The sequence below is a fragment of the Azospirillum largimobile genome (genome assembly GCF_977007025.2).
This window is the reverse complement of record NZ_CDRMUA020000001.1, coordinates 2793491-2813527: the sequence shown is the minus strand read 5'-3', so window position 1 is coordinate 2813527 and position 20037 is coordinate 2793491. Positions and strand designations below refer to the sequence as shown.

The 20037-nt window shown below is 62.8% G+C and carries 16 protein-coding genes; 5 read left to right on the top strand and 11 right to left on the bottom strand.

Annotation, left to right across the window (positions count from 1 at the left end; genetic code table 11):
• The first annotated feature begins 76 nt into the window (after positions 1-76).
• The 3 genes from dnaN to gyrB all read left to right on the top strand — a co-directional run bounded on the left by dnaN (position 77) and on the right by gyrB (position 5036).
• A complete protein-coding gene (gene dnaN / locus ACWPKK_RS13325; RefSeq protein ID WP_324866714.1) occupies positions 77-1207 on the top strand; it encodes a DNA polymerase III subunit beta in 1131 nt (376 codons plus the stop codon).
• 64 nt (positions 1208-1271) lie between these two features.
• On the top strand, positions 1272-2456 hold the full coding sequence (gene recF, locus ACWPKK_RS13320) for a DNA replication/repair protein RecF (protein WP_452004794.1): 1185 nt from the start codon (positions 1272-1274) through the stop codon (positions 2454-2456).
• Between the two features lie 90 nt (positions 2457-2546).
• The gene (gene gyrB, locus ACWPKK_RS13315) at positions 2547-5036 is read left to right on the top strand and encodes a DNA topoisomerase (ATP-hydrolyzing) subunit B (protein ID WP_452004628.1); all 2490 of its coding nucleotides are present in this window, start codon (positions 2547-2549) and stop codon (positions 5034-5036) included.
• Between the two features lie 207 nt (positions 5037-5243).
• Here gyrB and ACWPKK_RS13310 read toward each other — a convergent pair whose 3' ends face one another.
• On the bottom strand, positions 5244-5717 hold the full coding sequence (locus tag ACWPKK_RS13310; protein WP_452004626.1) for a hypothetical protein: 474 nt from the start codon (positions 5715-5717) through the stop codon (positions 5244-5246).
• Between the two features lie 501 nt (positions 5718-6218).
• Here ACWPKK_RS13310 and ACWPKK_RS13305 point away from each other — a divergent pair.
• Positions 6219-6500 carry a hypothetical protein gene (locus ACWPKK_RS13305; RefSeq protein ID WP_452004623.1) on the top strand — a complete coding sequence of 94 codons (282 nt, stop codon included), beginning with the start codon at positions 6219-6221 and terminating at the stop codon, positions 6498-6500.
• Positions 6501-7020: 520 nt separating this feature from the next.
• Positions 7021-7959 carry a recombinase family protein gene (locus ACWPKK_RS13300; RefSeq protein WP_452004620.1) on the top strand — a complete coding sequence of 313 codons (939 nt, stop codon included), beginning with the start codon at positions 7021-7023 and terminating at the stop codon, positions 7957-7959.
• A 163-nt stretch (positions 7960-8122) separates the two neighbouring features.
• On the opposite strand, the gene ACWPKK_RS13295 is transcribed toward ACWPKK_RS13300, so the two are convergent.
• The 10 genes from ACWPKK_RS13295 to ACWPKK_RS13250 all read right to left on the bottom strand — a co-directional run bounded on the left by ACWPKK_RS13295 (position 8123) and on the right by ACWPKK_RS13250 (position 20033).
• Complete coding sequence (locus ACWPKK_RS13295; protein ID WP_452004618.1) at positions 8123-8578, bottom strand: type II toxin-antitoxin system VapC family toxin; 456 nt, start codon at positions 8576-8578, stop codon at positions 8123-8125.
• Entirely contained in the window at positions 8578-9666 is a 1089-nt protein-coding gene (locus tag ACWPKK_RS13290) for a hypothetical protein (protein ID WP_452004616.1), read from the bottom strand. Before ACWPKK_RS13290 ends, ACWPKK_RS13295 begins: the two co-directional genes overlap by 1 nt.
• 26 nt (positions 9667-9692) lie before the next feature.
• Positions 9693-10262: an MT-A70 family methyltransferase gene (locus tag ACWPKK_RS13285; protein WP_452004614.1), complete on the bottom strand. Its 570-nt coding sequence runs from the start codon at positions 10260-10262 to the stop codon at positions 9693-9695.
• A gap of 150 nt (positions 10263-10412) precedes the next feature.
• Positions 10413-11105 carry a CDF family Co(II)/Ni(II) efflux transporter DmeF gene (gene dmeF / locus ACWPKK_RS13280; RefSeq protein WP_452004611.1) on the bottom strand — a complete coding sequence of 231 codons (693 nt, stop codon included), beginning with the start codon at positions 11103-11105 and terminating at the stop codon, positions 10413-10415.
• A gap of 50 nt (positions 11106-11155) precedes the next feature.
• The gene (locus ACWPKK_RS13275) at positions 11156-13555 is read right to left on the bottom strand and encodes a heavy metal translocating P-type ATPase (RefSeq protein ID WP_452004608.1); all 2400 of its coding nucleotides are present in this window, start codon (positions 13553-13555) and stop codon (positions 11156-11158) included.
• Between the two features lie 151 nt (positions 13556-13706).
• Positions 13707-14165 carry a c-type cytochrome gene (locus tag ACWPKK_RS13270; RefSeq protein WP_452004606.1) on the bottom strand — a complete coding sequence of 153 codons (459 nt, stop codon included), beginning with the start codon at positions 14163-14165 and terminating at the stop codon, positions 13707-13709.
• 19 nt (positions 14166-14184) lie between these two features.
• Positions 14185-15051 (bottom strand): hypothetical protein, encoded by an 867-nt coding sequence (locus ACWPKK_RS13265; RefSeq protein WP_452004605.1) that lies wholly within the window; start codon positions 15049-15051, stop codon positions 14185-14187.
• 85 nt (positions 15052-15136) lie between these two features.
• On the bottom strand, positions 15137-16399 hold the full coding sequence (locus ACWPKK_RS13260; protein WP_452004603.1) for a hypothetical protein: 1263 nt from the start codon (positions 16397-16399) through the stop codon (positions 15137-15139).
• Between the two features lie 83 nt (positions 16400-16482).
• Entirely contained in the window at positions 16483-16875 is a 393-nt protein-coding gene (locus tag ACWPKK_RS13255; RefSeq protein ID WP_452004601.1) for a hypothetical protein, read from the bottom strand.
• Positions 16876-16916: 41 nt separating this feature from the next.
• The gene (locus ACWPKK_RS13250) at positions 16917-20033 is read right to left on the bottom strand and encodes an efflux RND transporter permease subunit (protein WP_452004598.1); all 3117 of its coding nucleotides are present in this window, start codon (positions 20031-20033) and stop codon (positions 16917-16919) included.
• Between the last annotated feature and the right edge of the window lie 4 nt (positions 20034-20037).

The window sequence follows — 20037 nt, the reverse complement described above, 5'->3', positions numbered from 1 at the left end:
GCGGGACGGCCGGACAACGGCCCGCAACCCCGGTGGGTCCGCAAAAAGTTCTCCCTCCGGCCGAGACGACGCCAGCATGAACATCACCATCGAACGCGCCGCCCTTCTCCGTTCCCTGGGTCACGTGCAGAGTGTGGTCGAGCGGCGGAACACCATTCCGATCCTCTCCAATGTCCTGCTGCGCGCAGGCGACGGCGAACTGTCGCTGGCCGCCACCGACATGGACCTGGAGATCGTCGAGACGGTCCCGGCGACGGTCGGGCGCCCCGGCGGCACCACCGCCCCCGCCCACACCCTGTTCGACATCGTCCGCAAGCTGCCCGACGGCAGCCAGGTGGAACTGGACATCGGCGGCGACGGCACCATCCTGACGCTGCGCGCCGGCCGCTCGCAGTTCAAGCTGTCCTGCCTGCCGGTGGAGGATTTCCCGCAGCTGTCCAGCGGCGAGCTGAAGCACAATTTCTCGGTCGCCGCCGCCGACCTGCGCGGGCTGATCGACCGCACCCGCTTCGCGATCTCCACCGAGGAGACGCGCTATTACCTAAACGGCATCTACCTGCACGCCGCCAAGAGCAAGATGGGCAGCCTGGAGACGCCGGTGCTGCGCGCTGTCGCCACCGACGGCCACCGGTTGGCGCGGGTCGAAATGCCGCTGCCGGACGGGGCAGAGGGCATCCCCGGCGTCATCATCCCGCGCAAGACCGTCACCGAGATCCGCAAGCTGGTGGACGAGGCCGCCGACCGCATCGAGCTGTCGATGTCCGACAACAAGATCCGCTTCGGCTTCGACAGCGTCGTCGTCACCTCCAAGCTGATCGACGGCACCTTCCCCGATTATGAGCGGGTGATCCCGGTCGGCAACGACAAGGTGATGGAGGTGGACGCCAAGCTGTTCGCCGCCGCCGTCGACCGCGTCGCCACCATCTCCACCGAGAAGAGCCGGGCGGTGAAGCTGTCCCTGGTCCGCGGCGCGCTCACCCTGTCGGCCACCAGCCCGGAATCGGGCAGCGCCACCGAGGAGCTGGAGGTCAATTACGCCGAGTCCCCGCTGGAAATCGGGTTCAACTCTCGCTATCTGCTGGACATCACGCAGCAGATCGAGGGCGAGGGCGCCCAGTTCACGCTGGCCGACGCCGCGTCGCCGACCATCATCCGCGACGTCGCCGACTCCACCGCGCTCTACGTCCTGATGCCGATGCGTGTGTGATGGGGCTGCGGGGATCCTCCCCGCCCCAGGCGGAACGGACCAGTTGCAGCACACGGCAGTTTCGATGAGCGGCGGCACCCCGGTGTCCGCCTCGACCACGGCTTTGGCCCCGGCTCTTGCCGTGCGGCGGATGACGCTGACGCGCTTCCGCGGCTACGAGTCCGCGCGGCTGGAGCCGGACCGCCGGCCCGTCGCCCTGATCGGCCCGAACGGGGCCGGCAAGACCAACCTGCTGGAGGCCGTAAGCTTCCTCGCCCCCGGCCGCGGCATCCGCGGCGCCCGGCTGGCGGAGGTGGAGCGGCTGGGCTCGCCCCCCGGCGCCGGATGGGCGGTGGCGGCGATGCTCGACACCCCGATGGGTCCGGTGGAGATCGGCACCGGCCGCGAGCCGCATGACGGCACCCGGGCCTCCGATCGAGACCGCCGGCTGGTGCGCATCGACGGCCACCCGGCCAAGGGCCAGACCGCGCTGGCCGACCATGTCGCCATGGTCTGGCTGACCCCGCAGATGGACCGCCTGTTCATCGAAGGGTCGAGCGGGCGGCGCCGCTTCCTCGACCGTCTGGTCTTCGGCTTCGATCCCGCCCATGCCGGTCGGCTGTCGCGCTACGAGCATGCCCTGCGCGAACGAGCCCGGCTGTTGCGTGACGGCCGCTTCGACGAGGGCTGGCTCGGCGCGCTGGAGGACCAGATGGCGACCACCGGCATCGCCGTCGCCGCGGCCCGGCGCGAGGTGGTGCAACGGCTGCGCGCCGCCTGCGCCCGCTCGGTCGGCCCCTTCCCCGGCGCCGACCTCGCCGTCGCCGGCACGGTGGAACGCTGGCTGGACGAAGGTCCGGCACTGGCGGCGGAGGATGCGCTGCGCGACAGCTTGCGCACCGGCCGCCGCGCCGATGCCGATGCCGGCGGCGCCACGGTGGGGCCGCACAAGAGCGACCTCGCCGTCCGCCATGCGCCCAAGGACATGCCGGCCGCCTTCTGCTCCACCGGCGAACAGAAGGCCCTGCTGATCGCCATCGTGCTGGCCAACGCCCGGCTGTTGGCAGCCGAACGCGGGGCAGCCCCCATCCTGCTGCTGGACGAGGTGGCCGCCCACCTCGACCCCGACCGGCGCGCCGCGCTGTTCGGCGAAATCCTGGCATTGGGCGCCCAAGCCTGGATGACCGGTACCGACGAGGGGGTTTTCGACCCGCTCGGGCAGGACGCCCGCCGGTTCCGCATCGAAGACGCCCACATCCGCCCCGGATAGAGGCGTAAATGCGGGCCGAGACCCAGAAAAAAAGCGTGCTCACGCACGCTAAACCGCCGAATCCGCAACCGAATCTGTTATAGTCGACGCATGGCACAGGAAGCACTGAAGAACGACCTCCCGCAGTCGGAGCCCCAGCAGGCGGACTATGGGGCGGAGTCGATCACCGTTCTGCGCGGGCTTGATGCCGTGCGCAAACGCCCCGGCATGTACATCGGCGACACCGACGACGGGTCCGGCCTGCACCACATGGTGTACGAGGTGGTCGACAACGCCATCGACGAGGCGCTGGCCGGCTATTGCGACAAGGTCGAGGTTCTGCTGAACGCCGACGGATCGGTCACGGTGCGCGACAACGGTCGCGGCATCCCGACCGACATCCATTCGGAGGAAGGCGTCTCGGCGGCCGAGGTCGTGATGACCCAGCTGCATGCCGGCGGCAAGTTCAACCAGAACAGCTACAAGGTCTCCGGCGGCTTGCACGGCGTCGGCGTGTCGGTGGTGAACGCGCTGTCCGAAACGCTGGATCTCCGCATCTGGCGCGGCGGCCGCACCTGGACCATGCGCTTCCGCCATGGCGCCGCCGAGGCGCCGCTGGCCGATGTCGGCGAAGCGCCGATGGTGCCGGAGAAGGGCAAGCAGCTGTCGGGCACCGAAGTCACCTTCATGCCCTCGGCCGAGACCTTCACCAACATCGAGTTCGACTACGCCACGCTGGAACACCGGCTGCGCGAGTTGGCCTTCCTCAACTCCGGCGTCCGCCTGGTCCTGACCGACGCGCGCGGGGTGGAGCCGAAGGTGCAGGACCTGCATTACGAAGGCGGCTTGGAAGCCTTCGTCAACTGGCTCGACCGCTCCAAGACGCCCTTGCACAAGCCGGCGATCACCCTGAAGAACGAGCGTCCGACCGAACATGGCGGCGTGGTGACGGTGGAATGCGCGCTGCAGTGGAACGACAGCTACCACGAGACGACGCTCTGCTTCACCAACAACATCCCGCAGAAGGACGGCGGCACCCACCTCGCCGGCTTCCGCGCGGCGCTGACCCGTGCCATCAACAACTACGCCAACGAATCCGGCATCGCCAAGAAGGAGAAGGTCAACCTGTCGGGCGACGACGCCCGTGAAGGCCTGACCTGCGTCCTGTCGGTGAAGGTTCCGGATCCGAAATTCTCCAGCCAGACCAAGGACAAGCTGGTTTCGTCGGAAGTCCGTCCCGTCGTCGAGGCGGTGGTGGGCGAGGCGCTGGCCCAGTATTTCGAGGAGCATCCGGCCGACGCCCGCCGCGTCGTCCAGAAGGTGGTGGAAGCCGCCGCCGCCCGCGAGGCCGCCCGCAAGGCGCGCGAGCTGACCCGGCGCAAGGGTGCGCTCGACATGGCCTCGCTGCCCGGCAAGCTGGCCGACTGCCAGGAACGCGACCCGGCGGCATCCGAGCTGTTCATCGTCGAGGGCGACTCGGCCGGCGGCTCGGCCAAGCAGGGCCGTTCACGCCAGTTCCAGGCCATCCTGCCGCTGCGCGGCAAGATCCTGAACGTGGAGCGCGCCCGCTTCGACAAGATGCTGGGGTCTGCGGAGATCGGCACGCTGATTGCCGCACTCGGCACCGGCATCGGCCGCGACGAGTTCAACGCCGACAAGACGCGCTACCACAAGATCATCATCATGACCGACGCGGACGTGGACGGCAGCCACATCCGCACCCTGCTGCTGACCTTCTTCTTCCGGCAGATGCCCGACCTGATCGAGCGCGGCTATCTCTACATCGCCCAGCCGCCGCTCTACCGCATCAAGCGCGGCAACGCCAAGGAACGGTACCTGAAGGACGACCGGGCGCTGGAAGAGTATCTGGTCGAAGCGGCGCTGGGTGACCTGTCGGTCCAGCTGTCCGACGGCACCCTGCTGATCGGCGAGCAGCTGTCCGGTCTGGTCGATCAGGCCCGCACCGCCCGTCCGGCGATCGACACGCTGTCGCGCAAGGTCGGCAACGCCATGGTGGTGGAACAGGCGGCAGTCGCCGGCACCCTCTCCGCCAGTCTTGCCGAGGACAAGGTCGCTGCCGAGGCTGCGGCCAAAGCGGTGGCCGAGCGAATGAACGCGATGGACGCCGATGGTGGCTGGCGCGGCGAAGCGCTGCCCCAGGGCGGCTATGCCGTCATCCGCGCCCGCCGCGGCGTCACCCACCGCCACCTGTTCGACGTCGACCTGCTGAAGAGCGGCGAGGCCCGCCGGCTGGACGGGCTGGCCGCCGACCTGAAGCGGGTGTTCGGCACCGCTGGCAAGGCCTTCGAGAAGCAAAAGGAAACCCGTGCGCTCACCGGTCCCGTCGCCCTGTTCGACACGGTGATGGAACTGGGCCGCCGTGGCGTCACCATCCAGCGCTACAAGGGACTGGGCGAGATGAACCCGGACCAGCTGTGGGAAACCACGCTGGACCCGACCAAGCGCTCGCTGCTGCAGGTCCGCGTCAGCCACGCCGATCAGGCGGAAGAGGTGTTCTCCACCCTGATGGGCGATGTCGTCGAGCCACGGCGCGAGTTCATCCAGGACAACGCACTGAAGGTGTCGAACCTCGACGTCTGATCCACGTACCCTTGGTCAGTTAAGCAAAAAGTGAGAAACCGAATCCTAAGTTTGAGAAACTTTTAACCGCCCTATCATGAAGACGGCAGGATCCATCTTCGGAACGGAGAGCGAGTAAAGAGGGCGGGGCCGAAATGGCCCCGCCCTTTCTGTTTGCGCTGCCCGTTCATCACCATCTCTATGCGGAAGAGCGGCGTATCCGCATGTTCAGCGGCCGGGCGGCAGAAAGCTGAGGTCGGAGGCCCAGACACGCTCACCGCCGCGGTCGGCAATGTCGCGCACCACACCAGCCCTGGCGAGTTGCTCCACCAACAAGTGGACACCACGCGGCGACAGGCCGCAGCGGCTTTTCAGCTCGCCCGCCACCCGGCTGATGGTGAAGGCCGGGCGATCGTGCAGCCAGTCCAGTACGTCCGGTAGACGAGAGTTGTTGCGCCTTTGGGGAACAGCCAGCCGTGCTTCCCAGTTCTCATGGATCACATCCAGATGGCGCAGCCGTTCCAACTCGTGCGCCACCAACTCCGGAATGGTGTCGAGGATCCAGCGCGTCCAATCGTTTTCCGACCCTGCCAAGGCGAACCGATAGCCGGTGACATCGCGGGCGAGTGCTACTGTCAGCGCCGGCCAAGCATGATGTAGGCGGCAGGCATCGCGAATCAGATCGGGAGCGGCAAGCCACATCACCGCACTCCACCAAGAAGTCGGCGGCCGCTGCGTCATGACGGTAGCCCGTAAGGCTGCACTTTCCCAATCGTCGCTGTGGGCGCACCGGGCTGGCGCTCCCGAGTCGGGCCAACGAGCGACAGTCCGAATCGCGCCCGCTGCGCCGAGGAGGCCGGGGGCTGCGGCGAGGGCCTCTGCCACTGCATTCATTACTGACCCAACATCGGCGGCCCGTGCCCCGCTCAACCCAACCGGGCGGCCGCCTTGGGCTACGCTCCAGCGCCGGTACATTTCGTCCAACCAGAGGGGGGTCCAGGCTGGCAAGAGTGGCCGCAGTACAAAGGCCGAGTCGGCCTCCTCGCCTCCGGCGTTGCTCGGAGCGTCAGCTACCGTGACGTCGAGTTCCTTCAGCGTGTCAACGGAGGAACCCACAGCGGTCACGACACCGGCGGATATCGCCTTCGCCAGTGAGTCCGTCCCGCGGTCCGCCGATAGGGGGGCGGTCAGGCCCGCAGGCAGTTGGGTCAACAGCGGCACGAGCAGGGCGGCACGGGCGGCTTCACCCTGGGCATACTCCGGTGCTGCCAATGCGCGCTGGAAATCATCAGCGTCGAGTCGGTGGCCATCAAGGCGGACCAGAGCGGCAGCGGAGCGGCGGGCAGCGTCCGCGGCCAGACGTCGACGTCTTGTGGGATCGGCGAGCGCCTGATCGAGACGGCCAAGGGCCCGTTCTGCGGTGAGCAGGGCAGGCAGAATGGTGACAAGCGTCATGGCAACTCCGAAAAACGCCGTCAGGTCTAGCGATTGCAGTGAACCTTTTTAACTGCACTGACATCGATAGGTAAGGAGAACCGAACCTGACATGCCCCCCTCAGGGTGATGATTTGTAAGGCATCACCGCCGATGCCGCTGTCGGGCAGGGGATTTCCGGTACCAAAACCCCACAATTTTCAGACTTCCCAAGGCCGCCGCATTGCCACTTGGATCATGCGAAAAGCCGATCCATAACCCTGGGCAATCCCCTTCAAGCTTTTGAAAAGTCGAGTTTTTCTCAAGTACTCGAAACATGCTCAAGCCGCGTGCGCATTACCGGTCGCTCTGGCTGGCGTATACCAGCCGACCATCTGCTTTGGAGTTCTGCTTCGCTTAGGGCACCAGGAGGTCGGCCTGGAGCAGACGAGCATAATTATTCCGCTGGATATCAACCGACCGGTTATAGATCAGCGATTGTCCTGAAAATAGGGTATGCTGACGCAGCCGGCCAGCTGGGGTGCCTTGCCCTGCTGGCTGGGAAGCCATCGTACATAGAAAACAGACGCCCATGGCCCTCATCGGCTACGCACGAGTCTCCACCGAGGACCAGTCGACCGAGGCGCAGTTCCTCGACCTGAAGGCATTCGGCTGCACCGAGATCTTCCGGGAGAACGCCTCAGGCGCCGACCGCGAGCGGCCGCAGCTCAAGGCGGTCTTGAACCGGGTGCGGAAGGGCGACACACTGGTGGTGGTGCGCATCGACCGCTTGGCACGTTCGCTCGCTCATCTGCTCGACGTGATAGACGGTCTGGAGCGCAAGGGAGCGGCCTTCAAGTCGCTGGGTGACCCGATCGACACGGGGAGCCCGCAGGGCAAGTTCACCCTGCAGATCCTCGGAGCTGTGGCCGAGTTCGAACGATCCTTGATTCGCGAGCGGACGAAGGCCGGCGTGAGGGCTGCCAAGGCGATAGGCAAGCAGCCGGGCAACCCAGGTCTGATCGCCAAGGACCCGCTCGCCCGGCGCCGAGTGGCCCGCGCCCGGGACAACCTCCTCAGCGAGCGGGTCGCTGAGGGCGCCGGGGAGTTCCTCCCGGTCGTCGAACGGCTACGGCCAGCACACCCGTGGGACCGCGTCGTTGACGTGCTCAACACCGCGGTGAAGAAGCGCCCGGGCGACAACCCGGCCCCCTGGACGCGCGACGCGTTGATCCGGGCCGTCCGCCGCCTGGTCGCCGACGGCCTTGCCGATGCCGGCCTGTTGAAGCCCGCACCACGGCGCTCCAAGACGGCGGTGGCGCAGGTCAGGCGGCTGGTGGAGTTGGTTGCGACCATCCACAACGCCGCCGATGGGGAGAAGCCGACGCTCGCCCGCATCGGCCGCCAGCTGGAGCGTCAGGGCATCCCAACCAAAACCGGGGCTAGGACTTGGGCACCGTCGAGCGTCAAGGCCCTCCTTGACCTAGCCCGAGAGCAGGGCTTGCTTCACCCTGCCGAGGACAAGGCTTGAAGCATTTTCCGTTTGAATGGCTTTCCTCTCAGGCTTGTAAGCCCCAGTTCCCACAGTTCGTTGTTTATAGCCCACAGCAAAGCTGCCCAAACATCATTTGTTTTAGGCAAAAGTGAAAATAATCTTTTAATCAGCATTCAACATAGAGAATGAATAACTCAAATCATCCAGATTTACACAATATAATCAATTCCAAATCAACAAACCATTTTTCATAATGCGTTTTATCTCTTGTAACTAGAGGACACCCCTCTGCCTCTGCAATGGCCCCGACATAAAAGTCAGGAAGAACCTTTCTCCTTCCCTCCTCCCCCTCCGGAGGCAATCTTTGCTTCCTCTTCTCCTCCTTTACGAAATCCTTGTACTTTTTAAATGCCGCACCTGCCTTAATAAGAGCCTCATCGCTTCCTCTAAAACGCTCGAAAGCATATGCTGCTATAGCTGCATCGACCGCTTCTTTACTCCCCATCCCAATAGAAAATTCGCAGTAAACGATATCGCATACAACAACTGGCCCTTTTGCTTTGCACTCTATGAATTCGTTCATTGACGATTTGTGATACGGACTCTGACGATCTAAAAGATATATGAGCGCATTTGTATCAAAGAACGTGGCCATTATTCCCTCGTCAATTTCTCTAACTCTTCAGCGCTCATGATTGGAGAGGTATTTTCTGCCAACATTCTCTCGGCAGCTTCTCTTGTCTTTTCCTTTATGTACTCGTCCGCACCGAAATCTTCCAAGTCCATCGCCCGAACAATGTCGAAGCCAGCAGCTCTCGCAAGTGGCACGCAGGTAGGCGGAATGTTCTTTAAGATGTTAGGGTTGGTTGGATGAACAACCCCATATGGAAAGATACTATTAGGTATCTCACGGGCATCAACCGGAATTTCTGCATCAACTCTCTGCAGAGTTTGCTCGACAGAAAAGCGCTCTCTTCCACCACACATAGTGTAAAGGCGGATCAGGTGCTTCTCAGCCAAACTCTTCTCTATGCTTGATTTCCCACTTATCGCGTGAAAACCTGAGTTTGACAATATTGCTGCATAATCGGCAGGAGGCGTATGAATACCATCAAGGAGTCGGTCTTCAATAAGTCGATCAAGAGCAAGGAAAAGCGCGTCAGCCCACCAGCGGTCAACTTTCTTTTGGCCGAACTCTGACAGGCCGCCCGCGGAGTATAAGTGGTTCAAGTTGCTCGCGAGTTTTCTCGCGGTTTCAGCAGAATATCTTGTATCACCTATAACGAAATGTTCGATGTCGTCTACGGACACACCAGCAGTATTCCAGGACATTGTGCTAGAGACACGATCTCTGATGTAATGAAAAGCCCAAAGCGCTGGACGCCGCTGGTTAGGGCGCGCACCTTTCCACCTCCCAACATAACTAAAGTTGAAAGCAAACAAGGCAAGTTTATCAAAGCGTGCAGTATGGTCACCCATTATTGCCTGAAAAACAAGCTCATCAGAAATGATATTGTCAAATCCATCGCCTTTTTTGTTAAAAAGGAAAAAGTTAATTGGTATGAAGTCAGGCCGATTCAATTGCTCTACGCGCTCGCGAAAGACCTTTCGACTGACATCACTAACAACGCCCCCAAATCCTACCTGTATACTATTATACAGCTGAACAAGTCCGTTATCTTTGCTTCCCCAGCTGAAGTTTTTTGTAAAACTTCCCGGCTTCCACACATCTTCGTCTGCCATAGCATCACCCGCACTCTGTATCGATTTTACGCATGCTCAAGAAACCGCCACTTCCAGGTTGTCCAACCAAGCCGCGCTTGGTCATTGAAGAGCTCAAGATATGGCCCAGAACTGCACGCCTCAACCACTCGGTGAAGTTGACGGGGCGCTGCGAAATAGTTAACTTGTGTTCGTCCTGGATCAAGAGTGCGAGCACCCTTACCACGCACACCAAAAAGAAACATGTCCGTTACGTTGCGGAATAATTTTGAACTCTGATTACTTGACCCAGTTGTTCTTGTACCATTGCGAATAATCAGATTACTTTTGTAATCAAACCCCCACTTCTTTAGCAGTTCCAAACCAGAAGGAATATAGGCGTTCGGAACATACAAATACAGATGACATCTGTCGTCTAGAAAGCGCTCAATAGGTAAAGAAAGCAACGTGCTCATCAGCGCTTCGTGACATTTCTCAGGTTCAGCTGCAAACCCCTTGCCCCGCAACTCTTCGTGGAGGATATCCCACGGAGAATTCACCAATATGGCTCCGAATCTTTCTGATGAAAGATTTTCGCACAAATCATTGACTATGTTATCGCGGAAAAAATGTTCCATATGAGTAGCTCAACCCCTAGCGTTTGCCGGCCAACTGCTTCACTGCTCAAAAGCCCATCCTTCGATGGAGATTCCATATATGATAGCCGGCGAGCAGAGAATGTAGAAGATATTCCCGATCCGTCTGTGCCTCAGTCTCAAGGCGAGCCATCATACCGCGTGGGGATGATGGTCGTAGTCGCTACTGGAAACGTGGCTGCTCGCACACTGCGCCACCTCCACGGTGACGTGGCTGAGGCCGTGCAGGTGGGCTAAGCGCGCCTTGTACACGGCCGCCGGCTTGGGATGGTCCGACACCAGAGCAATGATGGCCGCCAAATGGCCCGGGCCCACCCGCCAAAGGTGAAAGTCGGAGACCCGGTCGCCGTCGGTCTCCAGGGTTGTCCGGACCGCCGCCGCCATCATTGGGTCCGGCACCGTGTCAAGAAGCACTGCCCCGGCGTCCCGAATGAGGCCGTAAGCCCAACTGAGGATGACAGCCGTACCGACCAAGCCGACGATCGGCTCCATCCAGGTCCAGCCGAACAGGCCTGCCGCCAAAAGCCCCAGGATGGCGAGAACGGAGGTCGCTGCGTCGGCCAAGACATGGATGTAGGCTGACCGCATATTCAGGTCGTGGGCGTGGTGACCGCCATGCCCATGAGAGTGGTGCTCATCATCATGGTCATTATAGTAGTGGTCATGATGGTCGTTGTCTTCATGGGCGCCGCAATCGTGATGGTGTCCATGCCCATTGTAATGCTGCTCGCCACCGAGCAGGCACGCGCTCCCGAGGTTAATCGCAAGGCCCAAGAAAGCAATGGCAATCGCCTCGCCATAGGCGATGGGCACCGATGGAGCCATTGGACGTGTGGCCCCTGCTGCTCGCCTTCTGCAACAGCCTGGCCCCCCTCCTACAGGTTCGTCATGCGCAAGCGTAACGCATTGCCGATGACCGACACCGAGCTCAGCGCCATGGCGGCGGCCGCGATGATCGGGCTCAGGGTCCAGCCGAACAGGGGATAGAAGACGCCGGCCGCCACCGGCACCCCAAGCGCATTGTAGACGAAGGCCAGAAAGAGGTTCTGGCGGATGTTGCCCATGGTGGCGCGGCTCAGCACCCGAGCCCGCGCGATGCCGGCGAGGTCGCCCTTCACCAGCGTCACGCCGGCGCTCTGGATCGCCACCTCCGTTCCGGTGCCCATTGCGACCCCGACGTCCGCTTCGGCGAGTGCGGGAGCATCGTTGACGCCGTCGCCCGCCATGGCGACCACGCGGCCCTCCGCCTTCAGCTTCCGCACGATCTGATGCTTCTGGTCGGGCAGGACCTCGGCCTCGACCTCGTCGATGCACAGACGGCGCGCCACCGCCTCCGCGGTGGTCCGATTATCGCCGGTCAGCATGACAATGCGCACGCCATCAGCGCGCAGCGTTTCCAGGGCATGCGGCGTGCTCGCCTTGATCGGATCGGCCACCGCGATGACGCCGCCCGGGCGGCCGTCCACCGCGGCGAACAGCGCCGTCGCCCCCTCCCGCCGCAGCTCGTCTGCACGGGCATCCAGGTCGTCCAGGGCTACGCCCCGGTCCCGCATCATTGCCGCATTGCCGAGCAGAACCTCGCGACCGCCAACCGTCCCAACCACCCCCTTGCCGGTGACGGAGCCGAAGTCGGCGACCTCATGCAAAGCCAACCCCCGTTCCCTGGCGGACGCGACGATGGCAGCTGCCAGGGGATGCTCACTTGACCGCTCCAAACTGGCTGCCAGGGAGAGAAGCTCCGCCTCGTCGATACCAGCCGCCGCGACGACTGCGGTCACCTTCGGCTTTCCCTCGGTCAACGTGCCGGTCTTGTCCACCACCAGCGTGTCGACCTTCTCGAACCGCTCCAGGCTCGCCGCGTCCTTGATCAGCACGCCGGCCGTCGCTCCTTTTCCCACCCCGACCATGATCGACATCGGTGTCGCCAGCCCCAGGGCACAGGGGCACGCGATGATGAGCACCGAGACCGCCGCGATCAGGGCGTAAGCGAAGGCGGGGTCGGGCCCCCAGACCATCCAGCCGGCGAAGGCGACGAGGGCGACAAGGATGACTGCCGGGACGAAGTAGCCGGACACCACATCGGCCATCCGCTGGATGGGCGCGCGCGAGCGCTGCGCCTCGGCCACCATGGTCACGATGCGCGACAGCATGGTATCCGAGCCGACCTTCTCGGCCCGCATCACCAAGGCGCCCGTCTGGTTCACGGTGCCGCCGATCACCTTGTCACCGGCCTCCTTCTCGACCGGCATGCTCTCGCCGGTGACCATCGACTCGTCCACGGCGCTGCGACCTTCAAGCACCTCGCCGTCCACCGGCACCCCGTCGCCGGGACGGACACGCAGCCGGTCGTCGACCCGGACGTGATCGAGGGGAATCTCCTCGTCCTCTCCGTTCGCCTTGACGCGGCGGGCCGTCTTGGGCGCCAGGTTCAGCAGCGCCCGGATGGCACCGCCAGTCTGCTCGCGGGCGCGCAGTTCCAGCACCTGGCCGAGCAGCACCAGCACAGTGATGACAGCGGCGGCCTCGTAGTAGACCGCCACCACCCCGTCCATGCCCCGGAAGCTCGCTGGGAAGAGACCGGGCAGGAAGGTCGCGACCAAGCTGAAGAGGTAGGCAACGCCGACACCCAGGGCGATCAGGCTGAACATGTTCAGACTGCGCCGCCGGAACGATTGCCAGCCGCGCTCCAGCAGCGGCCAGCCCGCCCACAGCACGACCGGCGTCGCCAGGAGCAACTGTATCCAGATGGAGATCCGCGGCGGCACCAGGTCATGAAGGCCAAGGGCCGGAATATGGCTGCCCATCTCCATGACCAGCAGCGGCACGCTGAGCACCAAGCCGATCCAGAAGCGCCGGGTCATGTCGATGAGTTCCGGGTTCGGCCCTTCTTCGAGGCTGGTCCCCACCGGTTCCAGAGCCATGCCGCAGATCGGGCAGTTGCCTGGCCCCTCCTGACGGATTTCCGGATGCATCGGGCAGGTGTAGATGACCCCCTTGTGAGGCGAGGCCTGCCCAGCCAACTCCGGTGCCGCGGGGTTAGCTTCCGGCTTCAGGTACTGCTCCGGGGAGGCAACGAACTTGTCGTGGCAGCGCGCCGAGCAGAAGTGGAAGGTATGGCCACCATGCTTTGCGTGGTGTGCGGTCTGAGCCGGGTCGACCATCATGCCGCAGACAGGGTCTTTGACTGTCGTTCGGTCACCAGATCCTGCGTGGTGATGATGACTATGGTGGTCAAGCCCGTGCTGGTGCCCATGGCCATGGTGCGGGTCGTTCATGTTCGCTTCTCCCTTCGCAGGCCCGGCGTCGGTATCCCGGCGTTGCGCGGCGCCACCCCGGTTCGAGGTGTGGCGGCGACGTGATCTCCATGCTCCACCTTCCAATGATTGGAAGGTCAATCCCGATGTGCAGGCTGAATTCTTTTTCTCCTCACCACTTCGACCGCTCGTTTATGGCGGTGTGACGGCGACGGATTTCTTCCGGCCAGGAGCTTTTGATGAAGGCCAGAACGGCCCAGATGTCGGCGTCGCTCAGGGTGCCGCCGAACGCAGGCATGTCGCTGCTGTAGTCAGGCGGGGCGAACGCCGTGATGCCCTGCTTGGTTATCTTGAAGAGATCCGCGTCCGGGTGGTGCCATGTATGGCCTGAGGCATCGTGAGGCGGCGCCGGCAGACGACCGTCGGGCTTACGGCTCTGCCAGTTCGGCTGGCCCTCAAGCCGAGACCCGTGACACGACGCGCACTGCTCGGCGTAGATCGCCTTCCCGCGGGCAACCTGCGTGAGGTCGGTGGCGTCAGCGCCCGCCCTGGGGCCGACGACCATAACCGCGCCAGCCACTGTGACCGCCGCAAAGATCAAGCCAATGCCAACTATCAGCGCCTTCTTCACGATCATCTCTCCTGGCACGTCACGATTGGAACGGCTTCCAGGTCTTGCCGCCGTCCTGGCTGGCTAGAATGGCCGACTTGTCGGTTACGGCATAAAGGCGCTGCGGGTTTGTCGGATCTACCGCAAGATGCAGCAGGACCGCATTGCCGAAGCCGTTGCCGACCGGCTGCCACGCCAGGCTCGGTTCGGTGGTCTTGAGCAGGCCGGTGCCGACTTGGAAAGCGTAGGCGGTGCCGTCCTTGGTCGTCGTGACCATGGTCGCCGGGCGCGCCACCATATAGGCCGCCTGCCAGGTTTTTCCGGCGTCGCGGCTGACCATCAGGCCGTTGCGCGTGGCGGCGTAAATGGTGTTCGCGTCCTTGGCCGAGGCTGCCAGGTCGAACATGTCGGCAGGCGGCTTGCCGGTAACCTCCCAGCTCTTCCCGGCATCCCGGCTGACCTGGACGCTGCCGAAATGGCCGTAGAGCACGTTAGGATCGGCTGGGCTGGCATCCATCGAGTGGAAGTCCACCGGCCCACTGGCGCCCTTTGAGACCGCTTTCCAGGTCTTCGCACCATCGGTGGAAATAAGGACGCCGAGGTTTCCGCCAGTCTCCGGGTGACCGCTGGCGAAGAAGGCTCCTGGCTGTGCCGGATTGGGCGTGAATCCCATGTAGTCGTGCCGATTGTCCGACACCCGGGTGGCCGTGCTGTCCGGATTGGTCAGCCACACACCGTGGTGCGAGGCGAGATACAGGCGGGACGGATCACCGGGGTCTACAGCGATACCGTGCAGGTGCGAAACCTCGGAGAGCTTGAGGGTTTCGGCGGCTCGAACCGGTCCGGTGAGCATCGTACCCATCAGCAGCGCCAGTGTGATCACGGTAAGCTTCTTGTTGGCGCTCATCGCGCATCTCCATGCTGAAAGAGTGGTGTGAAGAGGTTCTGTTCGCCGTGGTGCGCTGACGCACTGCCGCAGGCGAAAGGGCTGCTCATATGGCATATCCGCCAGCCAGCGGCGGCCGAGGGCCTCCGGCACTTGGATTTTCAACTATCCCGTGAGGGACCTCAGCATTGTTCTGGTCTCCCAGGAAGCGTCGAATTTCCTCGTAGCGCACGCGGACATCGTCGAGGGTTTGATAGTAGCCAAGCAATTCCCGGAGCGGCGCCGACATGTCCTTGTGAGCGGCCAGAACCGCAACGAGGGCTCCGAGGGAGAGTCTCCCTTCAATGACCAGGTACCCACCAATGGTATAGAAGAAGAAGGGCGTCAGATGAGTGATGAAGTTGTTGAGACTCTTGATAAAAAACTTCCGTCGATAGATCTCAAGTCGGATGACCTGGACCCGCTTCAAGGATTGTGCGACGTGCAGCACGGGGCCAGGCTGCTTGGGATGATGGCGTGGATCGGCAAGCGCCAACGCGGCCCCAAACGAACGCAGCTCCCGTGACCGTTCACGCGCCAACGCGCTAACCCGGCGTTGCAGCCGCGGGATGATGGCGATCTGGACCGGAACCAGCGTCAACGCTGCAGCACCCAAGACCGGATCTTGGATTATCATGAAAGCGAGAATGGTCAGGAAGGTACCACCCTCCAAGACCGGGGTGAGGAAGGACTCACCGGTGAACCCCGCAATTGGTTCGACCTCCTGCACCAGCATTGGAATTACCAGGGAATGATCGCAAGGCTTCTCCCCACGCGACCAACCCCGGAATACGGCAAACCGCATCCGGCGCATCATTCCTTCAGTCAGACTGCCCTTGAGAGTGTTGATGAAGTATTTCAATCCCCCGCTCACGATTACGGCAGAAAGGTAAAGAACGCAGAGTAAAAAGAGCAGCTCGTACCGGGAGATAGAGAGACCGAATAGCAGAACTGTCTCTGTATCGGTATCGAGCGCCTTGTTGATGATCTGCTTTGGAAGCTCGAGTACCGTGTAGAGTAGTGGAAGCGACACCAGCGCGCTCGCTAAAAGTATTAACTGAGAACGACGACTGTGCTTTATAATGTAAGTAAAGATATTTGACGGGAATGGTGAGCCAAGGATCGGCGGCTTCCGCGTGGTCTTGTTCCGGAACCGTTGACGGACGATGCCGATCAAAAACGCGACCAGCAGGGTAAGGAATGCCAGAGGCATTGCCACAAGCACGACATGGACGACAAGGTGCATCCACCAGTGAGAACTGGGGAAGACACTCGCAACAATCGCATCGCTCAGCTGATGGATGCGGTCCTGCAGAATGAAGAGGTTCATTTCACACCTGGTGGTGCCCAAGGTACGGGGCGCCAGTACGCGAAGTCCGCGCTACCAGCGCCCGCACCTTCATGGCCGCTCGATCAATGTCCGGCTTGGCCCATGTCGAAGCGCGCCTGAACGGCTTTCTGGCCGGGCATCGTCAGCGCGGTCACAACCTTCACGCCATCGTGAGCGCCACCAAGATTTGCCTGCCCTTTGAGCGTATTGGCACCGGCTGGTTCCAGCGAGACCTTCTGGGTCTGCTTGTTTGCCAGAATGGTCGCCTCAGCTTTGGCACCCGTGGTGTCCACAGGTTTGTTGGCACCGTCCGTCACATACAGAACGATCTCGTTGCCCTTGAGCACGAGTTCAGCATGGTATGGGCCAGCGTCGGTGCGCGCGCCCCCGTTCGGCCCAATCTTGGGACCGTCGGCCAAGGCCACGGCCGGCGCGGCGAACAGGGCGGCGGCGAGGAGAAGGGTCGAGAACTTCACGGTAGGGTTTCCTTCTGGATTGAACTGAGTAGCAGAATGGATCAGTAGGCTTCGGCTGGACGCAGAGAGCCGGCTTGGGCCTTGACCAGATTATTGAGAGGCTTCTCGCCAAGCTTGAGAAAGAGGACGGGGGTCAGGACCGTGTCGAGCAGGGTGGCGCTGACCAAACCGCCGAAGATGGTGACGGCGACCGGATGCAGGATCTCCTTGCCCGGCGCATCCGCCCCGATCATCAGCGGAACGAGCGCAACGCCCGCGGACAGCGCGGTCATCAGCACCGGCGTCAGCCGCTCCTGGCTGCCGCGGATCACCATGGGCTTGCCGAAGGCCTCGCCCTCATGCAGGACCAGGTTGATGTAGTGGCTGATCTTCAGGATCCCGTTGCGGGTGCTGATACCCGTAAGGGTAATGAAGCCGATCATCGAGGCGACGGATAGCGGCTGCCCAGCGATCCACAGGGCGGCGACACTGCCGATCAGCGCCAACGGCACATTGCCCATGATGATCAGCGTCAGCACCGCCGAGCGGTACCGGCTGAAGAGCACCAGGAAGATCATCGCCAGCGACACCAGAGACAGCAGCGCAATGGTTTTGGCCGCCTCCTCCTGCGCCTGGAAGGTGCCCTCCAGGCTGGTGAAGTACCCAGGGGGCAGCTGCGACCCGCTGACCATGGTGCGGATACCGGCGACGATCTGCGCCATGTCGGTCTTGCCGTCGGAGTTGCCCAGGATGACGATGCGGCGCTTGCCGTTCTCGCGCAGGATCTGGTTCGGGCCGTCCGTCTCCTCGACCGAGGCGAACATGCTCAGCGGCACCCGGCCGGCTGGTGTCTCGACCAAAAGGGCAGCCAGACCACTGGTGGTGCGGTCCTCGTCGGAAAGACGTAGGACAACGTCGAAACGCCGTGTGCCATCGACGATCTCCGATACAACGCGGCCGTTCGACAGACTCTCCAGTGCCTCGGTCGCCATCGCCGGGGTCACGCCGAACATCGCGGCGCGCTCGTAGTCCACGACGACCTGCACCTGAGGGATGCGGACCTGCTTCTCAATCTGGAGATCGACCAGCCCCGGCACACCCGCGAGCTTCTGCTGAAGCTGCCCGGCGAGGCTGCGCAGGGTATCGAGATCCTCGCCGTAGACCTTCAGCGCGATCTGGGCTCGGACGCCGGACAGCATGTGGTCGAGCCTGTGCGAGATCGGTTGGCCGATGTTCACCGACACCGGCAGCGCCGCCAGCCGTGCCCGCACGTCGGCCAGCACCTCCGCCCGGCTGCGGGCGGACGGCTTCAGATCGACGTCGATCTCGCTGGAGTGGACGCCCTCCGCATGCTCGTCCAACTCGGCACGCCCCGTGCGGCGACCAACCGATTTCACCTCCGGCACCTTCATGATGAGTGTCTCGGCCGCCTGGCCGACCCGGTTGGCCTCGGCCAATGAAATTCCGGGGTTGAGCACCATGGAGATGGTCAGCGTTCCTTCGTTGAAGGGCGGCAGGAAGGCGCGCGGCAGGCTGGGCACCGTCGCCGCGGCGACCCCCACAGCGACGGCGACGGCGGCGAACAGCGTGCGCGGGTGGGCGAATGCCCAGCTCAGAAGCCGGGCGTTGCCCGCCTTCAGCCGTCGCACCAGCCAGCTATCGTGCTCCTCCAGACGCTTCAAGCGCGGCAGCAGGTAGTAGGACAGCACCGGCGTGACAGTAATGGCAGTGACGAGGCTCGCCAGGATCGAGACGATGTACGCCACTCCCAAGGGGGCGAAGAGGCGGCCCTCGATGCCGGTCAACGCGAACAGCGGGACGAAGACCAGGATGATGATGATCGTGGCGTAGACGATGCCCGAGCGCACCTCCTGCGAGGCGGACGCCACCACCTCCAGGACGGTCCTCGGGTTGCCGGCGCGCCGGTTCTCGCCCAGACGCCGGTAGATGTTCTCAACGTCCACCACCGCATCATCCACCAGCTCGCCGATGGCGATGGCAAGGCCACCAAGTGTCATGGTGTTGATCGACATCCCGAACGCCTTGAACACCAGCACGGTGATCAGGATCGAGATCGGAATGGCGGTCAGCGAGATGAACGTGGTGCGCACGTTCAGCAGAAACAGGAACAGAATGACCGCCACGACGGCGATCGCCTCCATCAACACCTTCTCGACGTTGCCAATCGAGGTCTGGATGAAATTGGCCTGCTTGAAGAGGATCTCGTCGGCCTGCACGCCCTTGGGCAGGAACTGCGTCAGATCGCCCAGAGCCTTCTCGACTTCGGCGGTGAGCTCGGTCGTATCGGCGCCAGGCTGCTTCTGGACGGACAGGATCACGGCGGGCTTGCCGTTCACCCCAGCATCCCCGCGCTTCACGCGGGCGGCGAAGTCCACCGCCGCGACCTGGTGCAGCAGAATCGGCTGTCCGGTCTTGTAGGCGACGACGAGGTTTCGCAGATCCTCCAGCCGGATCGTGCGACCGATGTTGCGGATCAGATATTCCTCGGCGTGCTGGTCGATGAAGCCACCGCCGGTGTTGGCGGAGAACTGCTGGAGCGCCTTCACGAGCTCGTCGGTCGTGATCTCCAAGTCATGCAGACGCGTCGGGTCCGGCGAGACGCGGTACTGCTTGATCTCGCCGCCGATCGGGATGACCTGGCTGACGCCAGGTATGGCGAGCAGGCGCGGCCGTACCACCCAGTCGGCGATCTCCCGCACCTCCATCGGTCTCACGCCGTCGCCGGACATAGCGATCAGCATGATCTCGCCCATGATGGACGAGATTGGGCCCATCTGCGGCCGAACGTTCGGAGGCAGCTGCCCCTGGACGATGGCGAGGCGCTCGGCGACCTGCTGACGGTTGCGGTAGATGTCGGTGCCCCAATCGAACTCGACGAACACGATGGACAGGCCGACACCCGAGACGGACCGGACACGGGTGATGCCCGGCATGCCGTTCATCGAGGTCTCGAGCGGGAAGGTGACAAGTTGCTCGACCTCTTCAGGAGCGAGCCCTTCAGCCTCGGTCATCAACGTGACCGTCGGTTTGTTCAGGTCGGGGAAGACGTCGATTGGCAGCTCCTTCAGGACGAAGGAACCGTAGACGACCAGGATCGCAGCGGCAGCCAGGACGAACAGCCGGTTGCGCAGACTGGTGTTGACGAGAAAGTTGAACATGGCG

Excerpts from the sequence above, each read along its gene's own strand:
- ACWPKK_RS13250 (WP_452004598.1), bottom strand. The coding sequence starts at position 20,033 with ATGTTCAACTTTCTCGTCAACACCAGTCTGCGCAACCGGCTGTTCGTC.
- ACWPKK_RS13310 (WP_452004626.1), bottom strand. The coding sequence starts at position 5,717 with ATGTGGCTTGCCGCTCCCGATCTGATTCGCGATGCCTGCCGCCTACAT.
- ACWPKK_RS13275 (WP_452004608.1), bottom strand. The coding sequence starts at position 13,555 with ATGAACGACCCGCACCATGGCCATGGGCACCAGCACGGGCTTGACCAC.
- dmeF (WP_452004611.1), bottom strand. The coding sequence starts at position 11,105 with ATGGCTCCATCGGTGCCCATCGCCTATGGCGAGGCGATTGCCATTGCT.
- ACWPKK_RS13260 (WP_452004603.1), bottom strand. The coding sequence starts at position 16,399 with ATGAACCTCTTCATTCTGCAGGACCGCATCCATCAGCTGAGCGATGCG.
- ACWPKK_RS13295 (WP_452004618.1), bottom strand. The coding sequence starts at position 8,578 with ATGGCCACGTTCTTTGATACAAATGCGCTCATATATCTTTTAGATCGT.
- recF (WP_452004794.1), top strand. The coding sequence starts at position 1,272 with ATGAGCGGCGGCACCCCGGTGTCCGCCTCGACCACGGCTTTGGCCCCG.
- ACWPKK_RS13290 (WP_452004616.1), bottom strand. The coding sequence starts at position 9,666 with ATGGCAGACGAAGATGTGTGGAAGCCGGGAAGTTTTACAAAAAACTTC.
- dnaN (WP_324866714.1), top strand. The coding sequence starts at position 77 with ATGAACATCACCATCGAACGCGCCGCCCTTCTCCGTTCCCTGGGTCAC.
- gyrB (WP_452004628.1), top strand. The coding sequence starts at position 2,547 with ATGGCACAGGAAGCACTGAAGAACGACCTCCCGCAGTCGGAGCCCCAG.
- ACWPKK_RS13285 (WP_452004614.1), bottom strand. The coding sequence starts at position 10,262 with ATGGAACATTTTTTCCGCGATAACATAGTCAATGATTTGTGCGAAAAT.
- ACWPKK_RS13265 (WP_452004605.1), bottom strand. The coding sequence starts at position 15,051 with ATGAGCGCCAACAAGAAGCTTACCGTGATCACACTGGCGCTGCTGATG.
- ACWPKK_RS13300 (WP_452004620.1), top strand. The coding sequence starts at position 7,021 with ATGGCCCTCATCGGCTACGCACGAGTCTCCACCGAGGACCAGTCGACC.